Genomic DNA, 23,047 nt, shown 5'->3' with positions numbered 1-23,047 from the left:
AATTTCAACAGGCCTATTAAATGAAATATAGTTTTAGTCTATTGCTTCAAAATTTTGATATGCTCTATATTATTTGACCAAGCAATTTCAAGGATATATACTCCCTTTCCATTTGCATTGAGCAGTTCCAAAACTTCTTCTGCTATTGTATCAGAATCAATCCCTAAAAGAGACCTTCTTCCAGCCGCAGGTGTAATCAGATTGGCTGTTAAAGCTTCACCATTATAAAGTTTGCGGTCCAGCAATTCTATCCTCAATGCATCTCCATTGCTGGGATTGGGAAATACCCTCCATACGCCATTCGTAAACTGAAGGGTAGGTATCCTTGCACTTACCACTTCTGAATAAGCAAAGTCCCCGTTAAAATCTACCTGCTTCAACCTGTAAAAAACATTTCCTCCAGTCAAAGGCAACATCTCATCTTTAAATAAATATTCCACAGGCATCTCAGACCAACCTGCACCTTTCATTTCACCGATCTTCTCCCAATTCCTGACACCATTGACCGAACGCTGAATTTCAAAATGGGAGTTTTCCCATTCCTTTGCCGTAGCCCAAATCAACTGCACTGCCCTGTGTTGTGGCAGGAAATTGGATTTGAAGTAGAGGTATTCAACGGGTTGGATTGAAAAACCAGCATTTGATAGGAAATTACAGAATAGAACTAACTCAGCTTGTGTCATCCTTGAAAGATCTACATCAATATTTGCTGGAGGTCTTGCGGGAGGAGATAGAGTACCATTACTATTTTGAATACAGCCTTGTCCTTGATAACCACCAATGACTATAAACCCAAGTTGGACAATTTCAGCATTTCCAAATGTTATTTCCGCTCCCGGTCCAGCTAGATTTATTTCAATGTCATTGAATATAAAATTGTCTCTTTGACCGTCCGAACCTCCCGCTGCTTCACTATCAAAATTAATCCTGCCGCCTTCTTCAACACAAATCCTCAAACCCTGCATTTTGGTGTAATAAGAAAAATTTAAAACTGCTCCACTCTTAACTATAATGCATCCACCAATAATGTCAAATGCAGGCCTTTCATTGTTATTTTGCCTTCCTATTTCTAATGTTACATTGGGTTCAACAATTATTCCAGCAATTCTAATTGAGTCATTTCCACCTGCTTGCCATCTATAAAAACTTCTTATGTTTGAACTTGGTCTATTTTCGAATTTTACGGTAGTAGAAACGCCGGGACTTTGCCCCCCCCACCTATTTTGTTGTGTACCAACTGCATGAGGAGATGAAATGTTGGTCCCCCCATTTTCAGTATAGGTTCTGGCAGTATTTTCACAGTCCCCACAACCAACGGGTTCTCTCAGGGTTTGTGCAATCGCTAAAATATTGATAAATAGAAAAAACAAAAAAGTAAAAAGGTGTCTTGAAAGAATAATTCTTCGCATGTTAAATTCAATAGGAATAATTGAGGATAAGCTTCTTGGGAATTCAAACAAAAGTATGATATTATCCCTTCACAAAAAACATCTCGTTTACTTTTTTACCACCTTTTATGTACTTTTTTTACATTTTTTTGTTTTTCATAAAACCCAAATCTTGATTGCAAACAAAAAAACCCGACATCGCTGCCGGGTTTTTAAATTTATACTTGTCTCTGGATATTATCCGTTCATGGAAATCAAAAACTCCACGTTGTCCCTTGTGCCTTTCATTCGCTGCAACAAGAACTCCATGGCTTCCTGAGAGGTCATATCGGACATCAGCTTCCTTAAGATCCAAACACGCTGCATCTCTTCCTTGTCCATCAAGAGGTCCTCTCTCCTTGTACCTGAACTCGGTACATCGATGGCAGGATAAATCCTTCTGTTGGCCAGCTTTCTGTCAAGGGCCAATTCCATGTTGCCCGTACCTTTGAATTCTTCAAAGATCACCTCATCCATCTTGGAACCAGTTTCTACCAGTGCTGTAGCAATGATGGTCAGGGAACCTCCATTCTCCACATTCCTGGCTGCACCGAAGAATCGCTTCGGCTTATGCAGGGCATTGGCATCCACACCACCGGAAAGGATCTTGCCAGAGGAAGGTACCACGGTATTATAAGCACGTGCCAAACGGGTAATAGAATCCAATAGGATCACGACATCATGACCGCATTCAACCATACGCTTGGCTTTTTCCAAAACGATCGAAGCTACCTTCACATGTCTTTCCGCCTGCTCATCAAAAGTGGAAGAAATAACTTCAGCTTTTACAGATCGCGCCATATCAGTTACCTCCTCAGGTCTCTCATCAATCAATAACACCATCAAGTGCACTTCCGGATGGTTTTCGGCGATGGCATTGGCTATCTGCTGCAAAAGAACAGTCTTACCAGTCTTCGGCTGTGCCACAATCATACCCCTCTGCCCTTTACCTATTGGTGCAAAAAGATCCAGAATCCTAGTTGAATAATTGTCTGACCTTGTTGACAAGTTCAATCGCTCTTCCGGGAACAACGGGGTCAAGTACTCAAAAGGAATCCTGTCACGGATCTCTTCGGTTGTCTTGCCATTGACCGTTATAACTTTCAATAAAGCAAAATATTTTTCACCTTCTTTTGGCGGACGGATGGAACCCTTAATATGGTCCCCGGTCTTCAGACCAAACAATTTGATCTGGGAAGGAGAAACGTAAATATCATCCGGAGATGCCAGGTAGTTGTAATCCAAAGAACGCAGGAAGCCATAACCTTCGGACATAATTTCCAATACACCTTCATTTTCGATGATCCCTTCAAATTCCCTCATGCTGACATAAGGTTTTTTCTTGGAAGGAACTGTCTCTGCTGTAGGTACATGGACTTCTTCGATGTCCCTGATATTTTTCCTTCTTGGAAGCTCTACTTCTGCTTCAACCGGCGTTGGTACAGGTGCCGGAGTTGTAGTTCCCGCACTGACTTGTTCTACTTCCACAACTTTTCTTCTGGGACGTATAAACTTAGGTTTGTCTTCATCAGCAGAAGCTGTAGGAACCGGGGCTGGTTGGGTTGTATGCGCAGGTTCAGGCTTTTTGGCTTCTACAACAGTTTGTTCTCTTTTTTCCTTTGGAAGAGGTCTCTCTTTGATCTCAGGCTTTGTTTTTTCGGATTTCTCGGGAACGGGTTGTTCCTCTGTCACGTTTTCCCTTCTGAATTTAGGTTTACTTTCTGCAGCTGGCTCTTCTTTGGGTGATTGAGCGGGTTTGGTTTTTTCCGGTTCTTTGACTTCGGCTTCTACTACGGAAGGTTTTTTCTTTGGGAGGGCTTGCTCGGGAGTAATGGCCTGTTGGTCCAGAATGGCATAGATAAGGTCATCTTTTTTTAGGTTCTTGAAGTTCTTGACACCTAACTCCTCAGCGATTTCCTTCAGTTCAGAAAGAAGTCTGATTCTTAATTCTTCTATGTTATACATAAAAAGCTTATGAAATGGATTGATACTAATAAGATGTGTAAATAATGTTGATTGTGTATTGAGTATTACTGATCTGAATGAAAAAGGTATTCAGGCAAGTATAAAATCCAAGGGGTGAGGATTTTGATATACTGTAACGTCACAATATTACATGATGAAAATTGAATACGCAAATTTTAAGCCCAAAAGAAAACAAAAGGCATTACAACATACTAGTTAAATAGGCCAATAAAAAATCCAGGCTTTGCTCTTTTGTCCCTTTTCCCAGCTTTAGGGACAAGTTGTGGTTCACTAATTTCCTCATCTTGATAGTCGGCACGCAGGAAAGTCTATTCTTATCTGAAGTTTAATTCTTTACCCTTGGATCTCTGAATGATTCTATATCTACTTCATGACCAACATCCAGGCCCTCACTAAAAATGTCCAGTAGACATTTCCTTTACACTCGGTCTTCTTCTGTCTAAGCCATCATTTGCCTAAGCACCTTCACAGACTTCCACTCTGAAGTTTGGTCGAGATGCTGGGAAAAGAAAATGAGAAGATGATCGAGCAGGTTTTTTCTTATTTGAGCTGGAACCTTATCTGCAAATGCAAAGTCCTCTTGGATTAATTTGTCCAAATAAGCCATCTCAGGCTCCCAATCCATCTGCTTGGTAAAATTCTCCCGGAGTTCATCAAAAAATTCCAAAGAAGCATTTGGAGCAAAGCCCAAGTACCTGGCCATTCCCAAAAGAAAAACATTGGGGTAATGACTCAAAACAGCCTCTGAATTATCTAAAATACCCAACGATTCAACCAGAAATTCAAAAAGTTCATCATTTTGGTATCCCTCATAAAGTGTCCTAGATAGTACTTCGGCCATAAACATAGCTATACCCGAACGGAGAAAATCAAATGGGATTTTTTGATAAGCTCTCCCAAGTTTTACCTCTGAAATACGGTTAAGCCCAACATTCTCTTTATTAAAAACCACTAAATCCAAAAATGTAAGTGGCTGGTAAAAACCCATCTTTGTTTTGGCATTGCTACTCCTCACTCCATTAACGATATAGGCTTTCAAGCCCAACTCCCTGGTAAAGATCTTCACAATGATAGAGCTCTCCTTATACCGGATATAAGAAACTACAATGCCTTGTGTCTTTACCAGCATAGGAATTAATTATCTGTCTTCAAAAAAACAATTCCTGCAACGGGCCTCATAGCTATCTTTTTCGCCTAAAAGTACTTTTTCTTTAGTGGATGTCAAGCGAAAGGAATAAGAGGCCAAGTTGCCACATTTCATACAGATGGCATGCACTTTGGTCACATATTCTGCAATTGCCAACAATTGCGGCATAGGTTCAAAGGGCCTACCCTCAAAATCCATATCCAGGCCAGCCAGGATTACCCTTTTACCAGAATTGGCAAGGACTGTAGCAACATGTACTATCCGGTTATCAAAGAACTGAACTTCATCTATCCCCACCACATCACAATCTCCAGCCAAAAGGATGATATCCTCTGCAAAGTTAACTGGAGTGGACCGGATGGCATTTTCGTTGTGGGAAACTACGTCAAACTCATGGTATCGCTTATCAATTGTGGGCTTGAATATTTCCACTTTCTGTCGGGCAATTAATGCCCTGTTCAACCTGCGGATAAGCTCCTCTGTTTTTCCGGAAAACATGGAGCCACAGATCACCTCAATATGACCTTTCCTATCTTTTGATTTCGATTTCCCTATGGAAGGTTCAATAAACATACTGCTTAATCACTATACACCAAATGGGGGAATTTATTTTCCTCAGCCACGCGGATACGCAATTCCCCTGCTTTAATTTTAGCTTGGCAAGATAATCTTTCATCTTCGTTTAATCTGCCTCTTTCCCTGAAAAATTCCTCACGTTCATTCAGTGAACTTAAATGTTCCATACCGGAGCATACGATCATTTTACAGGTAGTACATCTACCTTTTTTTCCGCAACCATGCATCCAGTCAATGTAGTTTTCATGGATTAATTCAATAACTTTACGATCAGATTCCGATGAAATTATTTCGTGATTATTCAGATTTTCTATAATAATTTTGATCATGGCTTTCGTTGGAATACAACAGACCTTTCTATTTCAATTCATTATGACCATCAATAACGCATACATTCAGGAATACGCTGATAAATTTACAGTCAAAATTTGTGATGCCTATTTTTCACAAAGGAAATACATGACTGGGCCAGAAATGGTTCAGTTGACTCCAAGCATTCAGGTCAATTTTTTCTCTATAAAAAGCTTATTTGAAGCTTGGCAAAAGGAGTTGGAAAAAATGAAAAGCAACCCATATTTTGATTACCGTGACAATGCAGTCCATGAAGCGCTAAAGGAATTTATGAACATCCTGTCCCGAAGCATTAAAGTGGAACGAAAAGACTTTGAACCCCTGCTCAAAAATGCTGTTGTGGAATCCATCCACTTGGCATTGGACCCTGTAGCCTATTTTGAGAAGGAGTTTGACAAAAAAGATCCTTCACAACTCAATATTTATCTAAAAGAAAACAAAAAATACTTCAAGTGGCATGCAGAATTGATCCAAAATATCATCGACCGTGCCGGACTTGCACATACCAAAGAGGCCTTCAAACAAGCCCTCAACCAAAATTTCGAGCGGCTTGGTGACCAATTGGAGCCTGCTGAAAAATTGCTGGACACCCTTAACGCTGTAATTATTCTGGAGCTACCCAAATTGTTTGAAAACCCTTCTGAAACTGTATCTTCCGGACCAGTAGTTGAAACTGAAACTGCTGTAGAAAAAAATTCATCTAAAGAAGAGATATTTAGCCAAAATTTAGAACCTGAGAACGACCATTTACAAGAATCTGTATTACAGGAATCAAGTACTGCTCCCTTACTTAACAATAGCAATTATAAAGTGGTACCGTCGGAAAAGGCACTGGACCCTCTAAAGATCTGGTCAAGATTTGAGACTGAGGAATATTCAATAATGAAAGGTACAATAAAAGATTTAGCCGACAGTATCGGTATCAACCAAAAATTCATGTTTACTAAAGTTCTTTTTGATGGTAACCCTGATCTACTCAGCCATGCTTTGAAATCCATTGATCAATGTGAAAGTTTTGGAGATGCCATCAACCTGCTCAATCAGCGCTATGTAGGGGAATTGAACTGGGACCAAAACTCTGATGAGCTCAATGAGTTCCTTCAGCTGGTATTTAGAAAATTCGACCATAGAGCCTAATGCCACTTGGCAAGCAAATACATCGTTAGGTTTAACTTCTATTTGATATTTTCAGCATATAACAGCCTGTGAATTTTTTAAATCACAGGCTGTTTTTTTATGGATTAAATATCATGAGCAAAAAATCCTCCTAACTACCTTATAGTCTTTCCTTTGTCAAAAGTTCATCCAATTAAAAGGTAATTCCTTTACCTAGTAGTGTCATTCCTGCAGTCAAACTTTTTGAAAAGCCAGTCCCTTCCCAATAAACTACAGCTTCACAGCTCAGAATCTTACAGCCTTTACTGGTACCGATATATCGACCGTTAATGTAAATGACTATTTCCTCTTTAAATTTATTGTTATTATGGAGGACGGAACCCGGGGTATTTCAGAAAAAGACAAGCCCTGTGATGGATCCAGAGATGAACCATGTGATTACAGGGTTGGCCTCAGATTTAAAACAAAGCATAAATGGAAAACTTAACAAAAGCATCTTGGACCAGGAGAGGAATTTTCCTTCTCAGTCTTTTAATTTTAGTAGCAAACTTGAGTTTTGCGCAAAAACTGCCCTCTCCCAAAGAGCATTTCGGATTTGGAATGGGAGATGATTATCACATTAGCAATTATACTTCTACTGAGGCTTATTTTAAAAAACTGGAAGAGGCCTCCACCAAAGCAAAACTGGTATCCATTGGAAAAACAGAAGAAGGTAGGGAACAATGGATGATGATAGTCACTTCACCTGAAAACCACGCCAATATTAATAAATACAAAGAAATCTCTGTCAAGTTAGCAAGAGCAGAAGGAATTACTGATGCAGAAGCAAAAAAACTTTCCGAAGAAGGGAAAGCCATCGTTTGGATTGATGGAGGTCTCCATTCTACAGAAACGGTAGGCATACATCAACTTACAGAAACAATTTACCAGATTCTGACCCGAGAAGATGCTGAAACAAAAAGAATTTTAGAAAATGTCATAATCCTTTTTGTGCATGCCAATCCAGATGGTCATGAAAAAATCGGCAATTGGTATATGAGGGAAGCGGTTCCAGAAAAAAGAAGTCTTTCAAACCTTCCGGTTTTGTATCAAAAATATATCGGACATGACAACAATAGGGATTTCTACATCCAAAATATGAAGGAATCTACCAATCTTGGCTACCAGCTTTTTGTAGAATGGATCCCTCAGGTAATGTATAATCACCACCAAAGAGGTCCTGCAGGTTCTGTCTTGGCTGGCCCTCCATACCGTGATCCCTTCAATTATAACTTTGATCCGATGATGGTGACAGGAATCGATGCAGTAGGTGCTGCAATGTACAATAGGCTGAATGCTGAAAATAAGCCTGGTTTTACAAGAATGAATGGCTCCACCTTTTCCACATGGTACAATGGTGGCTTAAGAACCACCACCCACTATCACAATATCATCGGAATCCTCACTGAAATTGTGGGCGGACCTAACCCAGAGGAAATCCCATTAGTGCCGGACAGACTTTTACCAAACAGCAATACACCATTCCCTGTTACACCTCAAAAAACTTGGCATTTCCAACAATCCATTGATTACTCTGTCTCAATGAATTTTGCTGTTTTAGATTATGCAGCGAGAAACAGTGACCATTTACTTTACAATATCTATTTGATGGGCAAGGGCTCTATTGAAAGAGGAAGTAAAGACTATTGGACTCCTTTCCCAAAAAAAATCGAGGCCATAAAAACAGCTTACGAAAAAAACAAAGACAAATATCCTGCTCCTTCCAACCCTTTCTCCATGAGAGGTGGTGCCATCCCCTCTGTATTCTATGACAGCGTATATCAGGCTAAAGAAAAAAGAGACCCAAGAGCATTTATAATCAGTGCTGACCAAAATGACCCGGCTACAGCAGTGAAGTTCATCAATGCCCTGGTTAAAACAGGGATCAGAATAGAAAAAGCTACATCCGCCTTTACAGTGAATGGGAAAACATTCCCTAAAGGCTCTTACGTGGTCCAGACAAATCAGGCTTTCAGGCCTCATGTCATAGACATGTTCGAACCGCAAGATTATCCAAATGATTTTCAATATCCCGGTGGTCCTCCTATCAGGCCGTATGATGCTGCAGGTTGGACATTGGCCTACCAAATGGGCATCGAGGTAGAAAGGGTTTTAGAAGGATTATCAGGCCCATTCGAGACGCTACCATACGGTAAACTCGAACCTGTGCCAGTTGAACAGGTTCCTAATTCAAATTCGGGGTTTTACCTAAGCGCTATGCAGAATGATGCATTCTCAGTTGTCAATGAACTTCTCAAAAATGGAATCAAGGTATCTAGAATAAAAAATTCTATAGATGGATTACCTGCAGGTTCGTTTTATATTCCGGGAAGTGCAAAGAGATTGCTTTCAGAACAGGTCGCCAAATTTGGTGTAAAGGTCAGGGCAGCCAAATCTGCCCCTTCAAATGCAATAACAATCAAACCCTCCAGAATTGCACTTTTTGACACCTATGGTGGATCAATGCCAAGTGGTTGGGTCCGATGGATACTGGAACAGTATAATTTTGAATTTGAGCTGATTTTTGCAAAAGAAATTGATGCAGGAAACCTGAACAAGAAATACGATGCAATCCTCTTTATAAGTGGCGGAATTCCTGCTCCGGGAAGAGGAAATGCTGGAGGCGGTTGGGGCTCAACACCTGATGCAAGCAATATTCCTGAAGAATATCATCACATGTTGGGTAATATCAGTACTGAAAAATCTATACCTCAACTAAAATCATTTTTGGAAAACGGCGGTAAAATTGTAGCTGTGGGGAGTGCTTCCATGCTAGCTTACCATTTGGATCTTCCTATTAAGAATGCGCTTGTAGAAGTGCAGAGGGATGGTTCAGAAAGACCATTACCCGGAGAGAAATATTTTGTTCCAGGAAGTGTTCTGGTGACAAGAGTCGATAATTCCATTCCTGCCAACTGGGGATTGACCAACCATGTCGATGTACTGTTCAACAATAGCCCTGTGTTCAAGTTGAAACCTGAAGCCAATCTTCAGGGACTCCAGGTTTTGAGCTGGTTTGATACTAAGACTCCCCTTAAAAGCGGATGGGCTTGGGGAGAGTCCTATTTGGAAGATGGTATTACATCCTTCTCTGCACCAATTGGTAAAGGCAGTCTATATGTTTATGGACCTGAAATTACTTATAGAGCGCAGTCCCATGGCACTTTCAAAATGCTTTTCAACAACCTTTATCAATAATCGATTAAATCCTAAAAAATTCTTAATTGGGGCTGTCTCATCTATTGTGACAGCCTCTTTTCATTTCATTCTACCCAACAATTGGATCCTGTGGGAATCCAGCTTGATGAAAATAAAGAGCAAAATAGTAAATGACCATAAGGAAGATCCCCCATAACTGAAGAATGGAAGAGGAATACCTACCACTGGGAAAAGTCCTATGGTCATGGCAATATTGATCATAAAGTGGAAAAGCAGAATGGAAATAACTGAATAACCATAAATTCTGGAAAACCTGTTTTTCTGCCTTTCGGCCAAGAACACCAATCGGATCAATAACGCACAGAAAAGGAAAATGACCACCAGGGATCCTAGCCAGCCAAATTCTTCTCCAAGGGTACAGAAAATAAAATCAGTATGCTGCTCCGGAACAAAATCAAACTTGGTCTGTGTCCCTTCAAGGTAACCTTTTCCTGCAAATCCTCCAGACCCAATGGCAATCTTGGATTGGGTCACATTCCAACCCACACCCAATGGGTCCAAATCCGGATTAAACAACACCATGATACGGTTCTGCTGGTGTTCGGGAAGCTTGGAAACCACATAATCCAAACTATAGGTATAAACAATGGTAACTGCTCCCAAAATTGAAAATGCCAGTATCCTGGAGAATTTCTTTTTGCCCAATAATATCAAAATCAATACCACCACTACCACTCCAATAACAATATAAAAGTTGTTTTCGATACCAAGGGCGAGTAATGAAATGGTAATAATAGTCAGTCCGAGGACATAATAGCGCTGTGGCATGCCTTCTCTGTACAACATAATGAAAAATGCAGTATATACCATGGCCGTTCCTGTATCCGGCTGAAGCATGATCAGAATTATAGGTATAAAAATTATAGTAAGAACCTGTATTTGATACTTAAATTTGGTAAGATCCAAGCTAGGTCTTTCCATAAATTTAGCCAGGGCAAGGGCAGTAGTGAATTTTGCAAATTCAGATGGCTGAATCCTGAATGAACCAAATCCAATAGAAAGTACTTGACCTTTTACCTCTTTTCCAATAAATGGAGTAATGATGAGTAAAACCAGTAGGACAATGTACAAAATCCAGGAAAGATTCTCGAAAAGCCGGTAGTCTGCCACCATAATGATGGTGATCAACAATAATGCAGTACCGATCCAAACCAATTGCTTTCCGGAATTAATAGAAAAATCAAAAATACTTTTTGCTGCTTGCTCATCATAAACAGCCGCATAGATATTGAACCATCCCATTATGACCAGTAGGGCATAAATAGTGATGGTAAGCCAGTCAATTTTATTGATGTATAGGTCGTCCTGTCTCACTACAATTACATAAATTTCCCCGCAAGCACATACTCTTCCAACGCAGGCCGGGTAATTTCACCCCTAAGGTATTTTTCAATCATCAAGCTTGCTGTACTTGCCGCAGCTCTTCCTCCCCAACCAGCATTTTCAACATAAACAGCTATGGCAATCTTTGGATCATCTTTGGGTGCAAAGGCAATGAACACAGAATGATCTTCCCCTTGTGGGTTTTGGGCTGTCCCTGTTTTACCGGCAATGGTAATATCATTGATGGCAGCACGAGCAGCTGTACCATATATCGCTTCTGCCATGGCATCCTGGATCAGATCAAAATGCTGTGCATCTACACCAACATCCATTCTGGTCCTAAACCTTTGAGGAATTTTATTAGGATCACCGTCAATTGCTTTAACAAGGTGTGGAGGATAGTAATAACCTTTATTAGCAAAAATTGCTGCCAAATTGGCCATCTGAAGTGGTGTCACTAACATTTCACCCTGCCCTATAGATAGGGAATAAATGGTTGAATATTTCCATCTACCTGGTCCATAGATCCTGTCATAAAGATTACTGGAAGGGATCGAACCTCCTTTTTCATTATAAAGGTCAATTCCTAATGGCCCACCAAGTCCAAATTTTACAACATATTCCCTCCATGCATTTAAGCCTATCTCAGTGTCCTTGAAGGTACTCCTGGAAACTTCCCTGTTGATCATGGCCCTATAGGCCTGGTGGTAATAAGGATTGCAGGAATATTTTACCGCGCCAAACAAATTGACCGGGTTTGGATGATTGTGGCAGGCAACCAATGAGCGGTTACAAGAATAGGTGGTGTTAGGGCTAAGAACCCCCATTTGTAAGCCAACCAGTGACTGAACAATCTTAAAAATTGAACCGGGAGGATACATAGCCATAATAGGCCTATTAAATAGCGGCTTGCTTTCATCTTGGTTCAATTCCATGTAATTGGCCCCAAACTTTGCTCCGGTAAGAATATTTGGATCATAACTAGGTGCTGAAATCATGGCCAATACCTCACCTGATTTAGGTTCAATAGCCACCACAGACCCCCGCTTTCCTGCCATCAGCATTTCTCCATACTGCTGCAATTCCAAATCAATTGTCGAGGTGAGGTTATGTCCTGCTACTGAGGCAGTATCATATTCCCCATTTTTAAATGCACCTTTGTCCACCCCTCTTACATTGACCATTCGGTATTTTACCCCTTTGATACCCCTGAGTTCGGGCTCATAAAATCCTTCAATACCACTCAATCCTACATAGTCCCCCTGTCTATAGTACCTTAAGGTATCACGTTCTAATTGTCTTGCACTGATTTCTCCAATGTAACCCAAAGCATTGGCTGAACTTGGCTGTGGATAGGACCTCACAGCCCTCGTCATTACAAAAAGCCCTGGATAATCAATCAAATAATCCTGAATCCTTGCAAATTCTGTGGTGGAAATCTGTTTCTTCAAAGGAGATGGCTTCACCGCAGAATATTTCCTTGCTGAAGTATAAGCTTCAATGAGTTGTTCTTTGCTTATTTGGAAAAGATCACAAAATCGTGCTGTATCTTTTACAGAGAATTCCCTTGGGATTACCATCAGATCAAAAATCGGATTATTGTAGACCATAATCTTGCCTGTACGGTCATATACAAGCCCTCTGTAGGGATGGTCCACTACGCGTTGAATGGCATTGCGCTCTGCTCTTCTTAAAAAAGAATCATCAGCAACTTGTATCAAAAACAGTTTTGTCAGCAATACCACGCTCACCAGGACAATAGCGATGATAATGATTAACGGTCTTTGATCATTCATTTATATCCCCCTCCTTCTCCTATAGAATAGTAATTGTACGATTATACTCATTACAAATACAAAAATAGTACTTGCTACGATCTTTTGAACCACTGGAAAGAATAAATTGGTTCCCAAACTGTCAATATAAAAAAACAAAAGATGATGAAGAAAAAATAATGGCAAAGAATAAGTTACAAACCACCCCAATCCCATATTTAACATTGAAGGCTGAAGATTTTCATCATACCCTCCTGTGGGAGTAAGGATTCCTAACCAAAAATTCCTAACAAAAGCTATCGCTACTAAGGAAAAGATATGCATCCCCATAGTATCATAAAACATATCCACCCCAAGCCCCAAAATGAAAGCAATTAGCATCATGGGAATGGTTTTCATCTCAACAGGTAATAATAGAATGTATAAAACATATAAAAAGCAGAAAGCAACCCCAAAAATTACCATATTCTTAAACATCAAAACCTGCACTAAAAAATAGAGCAGAAAACTACCGGCCAATAAAAAAATTTTGCTACTGTTCATTTTTAATTAGTTTTCCAGGTTCAGGTTTTCCAATTCCTCTGCAAGATTATTTTCAACCAAATAAACATAAGATATTTTGGTGAAATCTGTGGACAATTCCACAGTAATATCCAGATAATTGGTCTCAGGCCCAGGCTTCACTTCTAAGACTATCCCAATCGGAATTCCTTCTGGAAACACAGCGTTATAACCTGATGTCACCACTTTATCTCCCACTTGTACCTGCACATGTCTGGGTACATAGAGCATTTTGGCGATTTTAGGATCAACACCGTCCCACTTGATTGATCCAAAAACCTCAGAGGAGGAAATTTTTGAAGAAACCAGTAATTCTGTATGTAAAAGAGAAATCACGGTAGCGAAATTCTTTGTCACTCCTTTTACCCTTCCCACTACACCCTCTTCATTAAACACCCCCATACCTTCACGGATTCCATGCCTTGACCCCTTATTGATGGTCAGGTAGTTTTGGGAAAGGTTGATGGAATTATTAATGACTTTAGCTCCTTTGAACTGGTAGCTTGCTTCCAAAGCACTATCCAAGGAAAAATAAATACTATCTGCAGGTTTCCTGTACTGTTCTAATTCAGCCAACAGTTCTGCATTTTTCTCAACCAGTGCTTTATTGACAGAAGAAAGAGAAAAATAATCAATGATGTCCGTTTGGGTATCCAGGATTCCTGCACTGATCCGGTTGGAACTGTTAAAAAAAACGGATCCTTGCTGAGAGTTATTGGAGACAATCAACCAAATGGCGATAGTTTCCAACAACACAAACAACAAGAAGGCCCTTATCCTATATAGAAATAGTAAAATCCGGTACATTCAAACATTAGGTCATCAAGACGGTTCTGAAATTCTGGATATTTTTCAGAGCAGTTCCAGTACCTCTCACTACAGCTCTTAATGGATCCTCTGCAATGTGTATAGGCAGCTTGGTCTTTTGATGTAACCTTTTATCGAGCCCTTTAAGCAATGCTCCTCCACCTGTGAGGTGTATACCATTATCATAAATATCAGCTGATAATTCAGGTGGGGCTATTTCCAAAGCTTTCAATACGGCCTCTTCAATTTTTGAAACAGACTTATCCAAGGCAAATGCAATTTCCGAATAGGATACTTTTATTACCTTGGGAATCCCAGTCATCAAATCCCTGCCCCTGATTTCATAGTCTTCCGGCGCATCTTCCAATTCTGTCAGAGCTGATCCGATGGCTATTTTCACCTTCTCTGCAGAGCGCTCACCAATCAATAGGTTATGCTGTCTCCTCATGTAATCAAGAATATCTTTGGTAAAAGTATCACCGGCTACACGTATAGATTGATCCGCCACAATCCCCGAAAGGGCAATCAGCGCAATCTCCGTGGTTCCTCCTCCTATATCCACAATCATTGACCCCATGGGCTTTTCAATGTCGATTCCGATACCGATTGCCGCAGCAATAGGTTCGTAAATCATATACACTTCTTTTGCCCCAGCATGCTCAGCAGAATCCCTTACAGCCCGTTTCTCTACTTCAGTAATTCCGGAGGGGATACAAATCACCATCCGGTGGGACTTTGGAAACATTCCTTTGTTATGACCGGGTATCATTTTTATCATACCCCTGATCATTTGTTCAGCTGCATAGAAATCTGCTATCACACCATCTTTTAAAGGTCGTATGGTCCTGATGTTTTCATGCGTCTTTTCATGCATGTTCATAGCATCCTTCCCTACAGCTAGAACCCTATTTGTAGTCCTGTCGATAGCGATAATAGATGGCTCGTCTACGACAATTTTATCTTTATGGATGATCAGCGTATTGGCTGTACCAAGGTCTATTGCAATGTCGCTGGAAAAAAAATCGAATAATCCCATTATTTTTTTCTTGATTGATCTGCTTAGTTAATCGTTAAATTTTCTCGGTAAGTGTAGAATATTCAACGTGGGTGGGCAAAATTATTATCTAATTCCCAATTTATTACAACAATGTTGTTTTTTTTTGTAATAATAATTTCATTATCTTTGCAGTGTATTATCCAAGTTATCGGGAGGGGACACGAGTCCCCTCTTTCATTTATCACCATTGTAGGGATATGAGCTTAAAACAAAACATTGAGGAAATTGTAAGTAAACACTTACCTGATGAATCCCACTTTATAGTGGACATTCAGGTAATTGAGAAGGGAAGTAAGCCTCAGGTTAAAATATTGATAGATGCAGATGCCGGCATTAGTATAGATTCCTGTGCCAAGGTAAGCAGATCAGTTGGAGAGGAAATAGAAGCCAAGAATTTGTTGCCTGATGCATATGTACTCGAGGTATCTTCTCCGGGATTGGATTATCCTCTTTCTTCAAAAAGGCAATATGCCAAAAACATAGGCCGCAAATTGAGGGTAACTCCACAGGAAGGCAAGGAATTGGAAGGTGAGCTTTTGGCTGTCGAACAAACAGAAGTAAAGTTGAAAATTAAAGTGAAAGAAAAAGGCAAAAAAGCAGAAGAGCAAGAAATCTCCATGCCACTTGACCAGATAAAAAAATCAATTGTGTTAGTCTCTTTTAAATAAAAAAAATGGATGCTAAAGTTCTAATAGAATCATTTGCAGAGTTTGCAAGGTCTAAAAATGTGGATCGTCCAACCATGATCCGTATTCTGGAAGATGTTTTTAGAGCGATGATTCGCAAGAAATATGAGACAGATGAAAACTTTGATGTCACCATCAATGCTGACAAAGGTGACCTTGAAATTTTCAGGATCAGAGAAATTGTGGATGACAATTCAGAGGATATCTGGGACTTTGACAAAATCAGTTTGAGTGAGGCGAGAAACATCGAGCCAGATTTCGAAGTAGGTGAAGAGGTGTATGAAAAAATTGAATTGGAAGAATTTGGCAGAAGGGCTGTGATGATGGCAAGACAGACTTTGATCCAAAAAATCAAAGATCTTGAAAAAGACCTGCTTTTCAACCAATATGAGGAATTAGTAGGTGAAATTGTTTCAGCAGAAGTTTATCAAATCCTGGGCAGAGAAGTCCTATTGATAGATGGAGAGGGCAATGAGCTGATCCTTCCAAAAGGCGAACAGATCCCTAAGGACAGATTCCGCAAAGGAGATACAGTAAGGGCTATCGTCCATAAAGTTGAAATGGTCAATGGTAATCCAAAGATTATTCTTTCCAGAACTTCACCGATATTCTTGGAGAGATTATTTGAGAATGAGGTACCTGAAGTGTTTGACGGTCTGATTACCATCCGAAAAATCGTAAGAGAGCCGGGAGAAAGGGCCAAAGTGGCAGTGGAATCTTACGATGACCGTATTGATCCTGTAGGTGCCTGCGTGGGTATGAAGGGAAGCAGGATCCATGCAATCGTAAGGGAACTTCAGAACGAAAACATTGATGTTATTAATTATACTGACAACTTAGAGTTGTATGTACAAAGGGCACTAAGTCCAGCAAAAGTCTCTTCCATTACTGTAGATAAAGATAACAAGAGAATTTCTGTGTATCTTAAGCCGGATCAAGTTTCCTTGGCCATCGGTAAAGGTGGATACAATATCCGCCTGGCTTCCAGGTTGGTAGGTTTTGAAATCGACGTATTCCGAGAACTCAGTGATTATGAAGAGGAAGATGTAGATTTGGAAGAATTTGTGGATGAAATCGAAAGCTGGGTGATCGATGAATTGAAAAAGACTGGATTGGATACTGCAAAAAGTGTATTGTCTCTCACCAAAGAAGATCTATTGAGAAGAACAGAACTCGAGGAAGAGACCATAGATGAGGTATTTAAAATCTTAAAACAGGAATTTGAACAGTAAATAGGGGCTGAATAAAACAATATTGGCCTATATTTGCCAAATAAATAGAGAGAGTTTTTAGCGCGTATGTCAGAAGATAAAACCATGAGATTGGGCCAGGTGGCAAGGAAACTCAACGTAGGGATATCTACGATTGTGGAGTTTCTTGCTAAAAAGGGCTCAGATGTAGAAAATAATCCGAACTCCAAAATCAACATGGACCAGTTCAATATGTTGGCCAAGGAGTTCAAATCCTCAGCTTTGGAGAAAGAGGAAGCATCCCACTTGTCAATAGGTAAACGTCATCATGAGACCTTTACCATTGAGGCCGAGTCAGATGTGAAAGAGGAAAAGAAACCTGAGCCAGTTGCACAGGTCCGTACTCCTGAGCCTCCTAAACCTCAGCCAAAACCGGAAATGGAAGTGGAAGAGGAAAAAGTTGAAAAAATCCCAGTAGAAGCACCAAAGCTTCAGGGAATCAAGGTCCTTGGCAAAATTGATCTTGGCGCCAAGAAAGAGCCAGAGAAAAAAGAAGAACCAAAGGTAATAGAACCACAAAAACCGGCAGAAGCACCTAAACCAGCTCCTGTTGAACCAAAACCAAAAGTTACCCCTCAGGCTGTGAAGCCTCATACTGAAGACGTCGCTAAAAAAGAAACTATCTCTCAGCCAGAGGCTAAAAAAGAACCTGTTGCTCCTAAAATTGAAGAAAAACCTAAGGTCGTTGCACCTCCGGTAGAAAAACCTGCACCAAAACAGAATGAGGATTCTGGAGTCATAGCAGCCAAAGCAGATTCTCTCAAAGGCCTAACCGTTTTGGGTAAGATCGAACTTCCTACAGACAGGTCCAAGAAAAAAGGTAAACCAGTAGCATCTTCTGACGAAAGAGGAAAAGACAAAAAGAAAAGACCTCGCAAAAGAATTGATAAGGCAGGGCCTGACCGACCTGTGGAAGCATCAAAAAGCCCACAGCAGCAACAGCAGCAGGGAAGACCTGATCAATCAGGACAAAGAGACAGAGACAGAAAAGGTAAAGGTAAAAGTGCTCCTCAACAAAATGTAAGCAGGGTACAAAAAGCAGAACCAACCCAGAAGGAAATACAAGATCAGATCAAACAAACACTTGCCAGGCTGCAAGGTGGTGGAAAAGCTGGTAGTGGAAAAGCCAAAAGAAGGGACAAGAAAGCTGAAAGACAGAGAGAAGAACTGGAGGGCTTGGAAGATTCCAAAATCCTCAAAGTCACTGAATTCATCTCTGCCAATGACCTTGCTTCTCTCATGGATGTTTCCGTCAACCAGGTAATCGCAACCTGTATGTCTTTGGGAATGTTTGTATCCATCAACCAAAGATTGGATGCGGAAGCCATCACCATCATAGCAGATGAATTTGGTTACGAAGTTGAATTTGCCAAACCTGATGAAGAAATTGAGGTAGTAGAAGAAGAGGATAGTGAAGAAGATCTACAGGAAAGAGCTCCTATTGTGACCATCATGGGGCACGTTGACCATGGTAAAACCTCCCTTTTGGATTATATAAGAAGATCGAAAGTAACCGCTGATGAGGCAGGAGGTATCACCCAGCACATCGGTGCATATGATGTAAGAACTTCTGATGGTCATAAAATTGCATTTTTGGACACTCCTGGTCACGAAGCATTTACAGCTATGCGTGCCCGTGGTGCCAAGATTACTGACGTAGCAATTATTGTAATCGCTGCTGACGATAGTATCATGCCTCAGACCAAGGAAGCCATTAACCACGCTCAGGTGGCCGGCGTTCCCATGATATTTGCAATCAACAAAGTGGATAAGCCAAACGCAAATCCAAATAAAATCAAAGAAGAACTGGCAAATATGAACCTCTTGGTAGAAGAATGGGGTGGTAAATACCAATCTCAGGATATTTCTGCCAAAACAGGTCAAGGAGTGGACGAACTTCTTGAAAAAGTATTGCTGGAGGCTGAAATCCTTGAATTGAAGGCCAACCCAAACAAGCGTGCTGTGGGTACTGTAATCGAAGCTTCTTTAGACAAAGGCCGTGGCTATGTAGCCACCATCATGGTTCAGGCTGGCACACTTAAAATCGGTGACATCATGTTGGCCGGACCGCACTATGGACGTGTCAAGGCCATGTTTGACCACAAAGGCAAAAAATTAACTGAGGCAGCGCCATCTACCCCTGTACAGGTGTTAGGCTTAGGCGGTGCCCCTCAGGCAGGTGATAACTTTAAGGTATACGAAACTGAAAGGGAGGCAAGAGAGATTGCCAACTCAAGAGAGCAGATTCTCAGAGAGCAGAGCATGCGTACCAAGAAACACATTACTCTTGATGAGATTGGTAGACGCTTGGCAATCGGCAGCTTCAAAGAACTGAACCTGATCATCAAAGGTGATGTGGATGGTTCAGTAGAAGCCCTTTCTGATTCCCTATTGAAACTTTCTAAAGAGGAGGTTTCTGTAAATATCATCCACAAAGGTGTCGGTCAGATTTCAGAATCCGATGTTCTTTTAGCCTCAGCCTCTGACGCCATTATTCTAGGATTTAATGTGAGGCCCTCTTCCAATGCCAAGAAACTGGCAGAACAGGAAGAAATCGAGATCAGACATTACTCCATCATTTATGATGCGATCAATCAGATCAAAGATGCGATTGAAGGTATGTTGGAACCTGAATTTGAAGAAGTCATTACCGGTAATGTGATTATCAGAGAAGTCTTCAAAATCTCAAAGATCGGTACAGTGGCCGGATCTTACGTAACCGACGGCTATATTACCCGTAAAAATAAAATCAGGGTCATCAGAGATGGTATTGTAATCCACGATGGAGAAATCGATCAGCTGAAACGTTTCAAAGACGATGTATCTGAAGTGAAAGCAGGCTATGAATGTGGTATTTCCATCAAAAACTTCAACAACATTCAGATTGATGATACCATAGAAGGGTACATGATGCAGGAAATCAAAAAGAAAAAATAAAACCAAAAAGGGAGCTCAAAAGGCTCCTTTTTTTATATTAATCTCTCATTAAGTCTCCAAAATACATGCTTCAGGCATTTATTCTTTTTTGTCAGATCATGTTCTTGATCAGTATTTTCTCCCTGGTAACAGGCCTCTTTAAACCTGTACTTGTACTTTGGTTTTTGGATAGGATGAACAGGTTAAAAGTGATAAAAGTCTATGGAGGGTTGGGTTTGGTTTGGTTGCTGATATGGCTATTGCTGAACCACTTTTAACATTTTGGATATTTTTTCAAAAAACATCCTTTTATTCTTTTTTCAAATTTTCTATTATGATTATCCACAATCATACCCTTACCTGAATTTTAGAACCAATATCAAAACCCCCTTGGATAACTAATGGAACCAAATTGAAATTTTTAAAAAAATCATTGATAACAGTATGGGATTGGATTTTGCCATGGAAGGATCAGTGGCTGGAATTTCGGAGAAATTGGAATAAATTTCGATAATACGTTAAATTGAAAAACACTGAAGAATAGACATTAATTCATTGATTGTTTGGCATTTATAAAAAAAATTTGTACTTTCATTCATGCCTAACCGTTTCACCTGATTTTGAGTAGCGTTATTTAGTGGTTGGAAGTGGTTTTCCGGGAAGTTTTTTAAGTTTTACATTTTGGTTTTTTTTTGTCTGAACAGTAATGGTATTTTCATCCTATCCGGGCGAAAGTTTGTTAATCTTTTATTTAGGGAATATTAATCGTTTCATTGAACTTTTCTTTTTAAAAAAATGCCAGGACCTGCCTTACATCACATTATTGCTGAAACCCTCCGCAAAAAAATATTGAACGGGCAAGGGTTGGGAAATTCTGCAGATTATTCCGATCTACAGAACCTGCTGTCAGACCCAAAGAATTTACCTTATTATTTTCTTGGATGTCAGGGGCCGGATTTTCTATTCTTCAACACCAAAGATTGGCCAGTTCCCTTGGTAGGTGAAGGTGTAGAAATCTACTATAAAGTATATGATGCCATTGAAGAGTTTAAAAAAACTTTGTCTGATTTGGTTCCCCAACCCATCCATGAGATTTTGGACGCACTGGGGGCTTTAGAGGATCAAGTGGTGCAACACTCCTCTACATTAACAGAAATAGAACAGTTATTTTCTGATATGAAAGCAGTTTTAGAAGGGCTTTTGGCAAATCTAACAGAAATGATCAGCAATTTTATCACCAAATTTGACCTTTATGAGCAGTTGGGGCATCCCTATCGGGATGGCGAAACCAAAGGAGAGTGGTGGTGGTTTGATGCATTACATTACCGGAAATCGGGAAGGTTTTTAAAAACTCTTTTGGATGAAGGGAGCAATCATCCCCAACATTTTTTGTATTCTTTAGGTTATTTGACCCATTTTACTGGAGATACAGTTGGACATGCCTATGTAAATATTAATTCTGGCGGTCCTTATCGGAACCATTCCCAGCGTCATAAAACTTGTGAAAACTACCAGGACGTATTCAATACTCATATTTTAAATAATACTGACTGGAACAGTTCGAAAATACATGCATATTACAATTTCAATTTTTCAGGAAAGATTTCCCCCATTGGAGCAAATAGTGAAATTCCTGATCCCAGTAGTAAAATGCCTGACCATTTGGCAAAATTTATTGCAGACTGCATTAATAAATTATACGGAACAGGGGATTCGGATGATGATGAATATGGTAAAAAAATAAATCCTTCAGATGTTGATAATGCTTACAGAATCTATTACAAGTGGTTAAAAAGTGCTACTGATACAGGGACATTACCAGCTCCGGTACCATATTCCTTGACAGCCGAGTTGTTAGAGGTGTGGGAAACTGCTATAAACAATCTTGGTGAGATTGGAGATTTTATCAGTAACGCCATCAATTCAGCGGGAAATTTTAATATTTTGGGCATGTTTTTGGCCCTTGCAGCAATAATAATTGCAGCAGTTGCTACTGCCTTGGCACTTATTGATGCTATATTGGGAGCATTGTCAACCCTTACAGTCGCAGGAATACGGTATTTGGCAAGCCTAGTTTATGAACATTTATACAATGCATTTCAAAATTTCCGATTGGGAGTTTCGCTCAATGGCTTAGCATTCCCAATGATGGAACATTTAAATGAACCTAGATTCCAACAATTCAAGAACACCGCATTTAATGATCCATTGGGAAGAAATGCCAGTTTCCTTAAAAATCATTTCCCTGCCAAAAAATTTAAACTGCCAACAACAACCTTTTGGCAGGAATTTTTCCACCGGGAAAAGCATCTCATTTACCCTCCAAAAGACGGCGAATTAAAACTAACTCTGGCAGGACCTATTTTAAATTCTGCCTCAGATTATTACAATTCAGAAGCCTTGTTTTATGTGACTGGTGATATACCACTGCACCAAAAATTTATAGATGCCCTGGCAGATTTAGGCCCAGGGGATGATGATACCTCATTCCAAAAAATTTATTTGGAATTGCGCCGAACTGACAGGAAAAATCCACCTGCATTGGGAAATGCAATAGACCTTACCTTGGAAATATTTGATCGATGGCGGAAACAAAAGAAGTTCCCTGATTTTAATCTCGATGCAGACAGAGGATATGCTTATCCATGTTGGGTACAGATGGGTGATCCAAGAGAAGCACCTTCGGTTTTGAAGCATAATCCGGAAACCCAGATATCCTTCATAAAAAACCTCTAAAAAGGCAAGAATTCAATCATTAAGAATTCCTTTCAGAAGTAATTTATGTTTCCGGATCATTTACAATTTTGGCCA

Annotated in this window: 17 protein-coding genes; 7 read left to right on the top strand and 10 right to left on the bottom strand. The window is 40.1% G+C overall.

Going from position 1 to position 23,047, the window contains the following annotated elements:
• Positions 1-38: 38 nt before the first annotated feature.
• From CLV48_RS11030 to CLV48_RS11010, 5 genes are all read right to left on the bottom strand, one after another.
• Positions 39-1,409: a T9SS type A sorting domain-containing protein gene (locus tag CLV48_RS11030; RefSeq protein WP_106567336.1), complete on the bottom strand. Its 1,371-nt coding sequence runs from the start codon at positions 1,407-1,409 to the stop codon at positions 39-41.
• 216 nt (positions 1,410-1,625) lie between these two features.
• Entirely contained in the window at positions 1,626-3,392 is a 1,767-nt protein-coding gene (rho, locus tag CLV48_RS11025) for a transcription termination factor Rho (RefSeq protein WP_106567335.1), read from the bottom strand.
• A 460-nt stretch (positions 3,393-3,852) separates the two neighbouring features.
• Positions 3,853-4,542, bottom strand: coding sequence for a DNA repair protein RecO (gene recO / locus CLV48_RS11020; protein ID WP_106567334.1), 690 nt, complete (start codon positions 4,540-4,542; stop codon positions 3,853-3,855).
• 9 nt (positions 4,543-4,551) lie between these two features.
• On the bottom strand, positions 4,552-5,133 hold the full coding sequence (locus CLV48_RS11015; RefSeq protein ID WP_106567333.1) for a thymidine kinase: 582 nt from the start codon (positions 5,131-5,133) through the stop codon (positions 4,552-4,554).
• A gap of 5 nt (positions 5,134-5,138) precedes the next feature.
• Positions 5,139-5,465, bottom strand: coding sequence for a 2Fe-2S iron-sulfur cluster-binding protein (locus CLV48_RS11010; protein WP_106567332.1), 327 nt, complete (start codon positions 5,463-5,465; stop codon positions 5,139-5,141).
• Between CLV48_RS11010 and CLV48_RS11005 the strand changes: the two genes are divergently transcribed.
• Positions 5,464-6,624: a hypothetical protein gene (locus CLV48_RS11005; RefSeq protein WP_245889528.1), complete on the top strand. Its 1,161-nt coding sequence runs from the start codon at positions 5,464-5,466 to the stop codon at positions 6,622-6,624. The genes CLV48_RS11010 and CLV48_RS11005 overlap by 2 nt on opposite strands.
• A 453-nt stretch (positions 6,625-7,077) precedes the next feature.
• Positions 7,078-9,840, top strand: coding sequence for a M14 family metallopeptidase (locus CLV48_RS11000; protein ID WP_106567331.1), 2,763 nt, complete (start codon positions 7,078-7,080; stop codon positions 9,838-9,840).
• A 60-nt stretch (positions 9,841-9,900) separates the two neighbouring features.
• On the opposite strand, the gene rodA is transcribed toward CLV48_RS11000, so the two are convergent.
• Genes rodA through CLV48_RS10975 form a run of 5 tightly spaced genes read right to left on the bottom strand, consistent with a single transcriptional unit; the run spans position 9,901 to position 15,363 of the window.
• Positions 9,901-11,175 carry a rod shape-determining protein RodA gene (gene rodA, locus CLV48_RS10995; RefSeq protein ID WP_106567330.1) on the bottom strand — a complete coding sequence of 425 codons (1,275 nt, stop codon included), beginning with the start codon at positions 11,173-11,175 and terminating at the stop codon, positions 9,901-9,903.
• Between the two features lie 5 nt (positions 11,176-11,180).
• Complete coding sequence (gene mrdA / locus CLV48_RS10990; RefSeq protein WP_106567329.1) at positions 11,181-12,980, bottom strand: penicillin-binding protein 2; 1,800 nt, start codon at positions 12,978-12,980, stop codon at positions 11,181-11,183.
• Positions 12,981-13,502, bottom strand: coding sequence for a rod shape-determining protein MreD (locus tag CLV48_RS10985; protein ID WP_106567328.1), 522 nt, complete (start codon positions 13,500-13,502; stop codon positions 12,981-12,983).
• A gap of 6 nt (positions 13,503-13,508) precedes the next feature.
• Entirely contained in the window at positions 13,509-14,327 is an 819-nt protein-coding gene (mreC, locus tag CLV48_RS10980) for a rod shape-determining protein MreC (protein ID WP_106567327.1), read from the bottom strand.
• Between the two features lie 7 nt (positions 14,328-14,334).
• The gene (locus CLV48_RS10975) at positions 14,335-15,363 is read right to left on the bottom strand and encodes a rod shape-determining protein (RefSeq protein ID WP_106567326.1); all 1,029 of its coding nucleotides are present in this window, start codon (positions 15,361-15,363) and stop codon (positions 14,335-14,337) included.
• Between the two features lie 218 nt (positions 15,364-15,581).
• On the opposite strand from CLV48_RS10975, the gene CLV48_RS10970 reads away from it, so the two are divergent.
• From CLV48_RS10970 to CLV48_RS10950, 5 genes are all read left to right on the top strand, one after another.
• Positions 15,582-16,052, top strand: a complete 471-nt coding sequence (locus tag CLV48_RS10970; protein WP_106567325.1) for a ribosome maturation factor RimP — start codon at positions 15,582-15,584, stop codon at positions 16,050-16,052.
• A 5-nt stretch (positions 16,053-16,057) separates the two neighbouring features.
• On the top strand, positions 16,058-17,302 hold the full coding sequence (gene nusA, locus CLV48_RS10965; protein WP_106567324.1) for a transcription termination factor NusA: 1,245 nt from the start codon (positions 16,058-16,060) through the stop codon (positions 17,300-17,302).
• Positions 17,303-17,368: 66 nt separating this feature from the next.
• Entirely contained in the window at positions 17,369-20,257 is a 2,889-nt protein-coding gene (gene infB / locus CLV48_RS10960) for a translation initiation factor IF-2 (protein WP_106567323.1), read from the top strand.
• Between the two features lie 65 nt (positions 20,258-20,322).
• Positions 20,323-20,514, top strand: a complete 192-nt coding sequence (locus CLV48_RS10955) for a hypothetical protein (protein ID WP_106567322.1) — start codon at positions 20,323-20,325, stop codon at positions 20,512-20,514.
• A gap of 517 nt (positions 20,515-21,031) precedes the next feature.
• Positions 21,032-22,972, top strand: coding sequence for a hypothetical protein (locus tag CLV48_RS10950; protein WP_106567321.1), 1,941 nt, complete (start codon positions 21,032-21,034; stop codon positions 22,970-22,972).
• Positions 22,973-23,047: the final 75 nt, after the last annotated feature.

It is taken from the genome of Cecembia rubra (assembly GCF_003014575.1).
Classification (GTDB): Bacteria; Bacteroidota; Bacteroidia; order Cytophagales; family Cyclobacteriaceae; genus Cecembia_A; species Cecembia_A rubra.
The sequence above is the reverse complement of the archived record's forward strand: the minus strand, read 5'-3'. Positions and strand labels throughout refer to the sequence as shown.

Coding starts and splice junctions, on each gene's coding strand:
- CLV48_RS11030 (WP_106567336.1), bottom strand. CDS start 1,409: ATGCGAAGAATTATTCTTTCAAGACACCTTTTTACTTTTTTGTTTTTT.
- rho (WP_106567335.1), bottom strand. CDS start 3,392: ATGTATAACATAGAAGAATTAAGAATCAGACTTCTTTCTGAACTGAAG.
- recO (WP_106567334.1), bottom strand. CDS start 4,542: ATGCTGGTAAAGACACAAGGCATTGTAGTTTCTTATATCCGGTATAAG.
- CLV48_RS11015 (WP_106567333.1), bottom strand. CDS start 5,133: ATGTTTATTGAACCTTCCATAGGGAAATCGAAATCAAAAGATAGGAAA.
- CLV48_RS11005 (WP_245889528.1), top strand. CDS start 5,464: ATGGCTTTCGTTGGAATACAACAGACCTTTCTATTTCAATTCATTATG.
- CLV48_RS11010 (WP_106567332.1), bottom strand. CDS start 5,465: ATGATCAAAATTATTATAGAAAATCTGAATAATCACGAAATAATTTCA.
- CLV48_RS11000 (WP_106567331.1), top strand. CDS start 7,078: ATGGAAAACTTAACAAAAGCATCTTGGACCAGGAGAGGAATTTTCCTT.
- mrdA (WP_106567329.1), bottom strand. CDS start 12,980: ATGAATGATCAAAGACCGTTAATCATTATCATCGCTATTGTCCTGGTG.
- CLV48_RS10985 (WP_106567328.1), bottom strand. CDS start 13,502: ATGAACAGTAGCAAAATTTTTTTATTGGCCGGTAGTTTTCTGCTCTAT.
- mreC (WP_106567327.1), bottom strand. CDS start 14,327: ATGTACCGGATTTTACTATTTCTATATAGGATAAGGGCCTTCTTGTTG.
- CLV48_RS10975 (WP_106567326.1), bottom strand. CDS start 15,363: ATGGGATTATTCGATTTTTTTTCCAGCGACATTGCAATAGACCTTGGT.
- CLV48_RS10970 (WP_106567325.1), top strand. CDS start 15,582: ATGAGCTTAAAACAAAACATTGAGGAAATTGTAAGTAAACACTTACCT.
- nusA (WP_106567324.1), top strand. CDS start 16,058: ATGGATGCTAAAGTTCTAATAGAATCATTTGCAGAGTTTGCAAGGTCT.
- infB (WP_106567323.1), top strand. CDS start 17,369: ATGTCAGAAGATAAAACCATGAGATTGGGCCAGGTGGCAAGGAAACTC.
- CLV48_RS10955 (WP_106567322.1), top strand. CDS start 20,323: ATGCTTCAGGCATTTATTCTTTTTTGTCAGATCATGTTCTTGATCAGT.
- CLV48_RS10950 (WP_106567321.1), top strand. CDS start 21,032: ATGCCAGGACCTGCCTTACATCACATTATTGCTGAAACCCTCCGCAAA.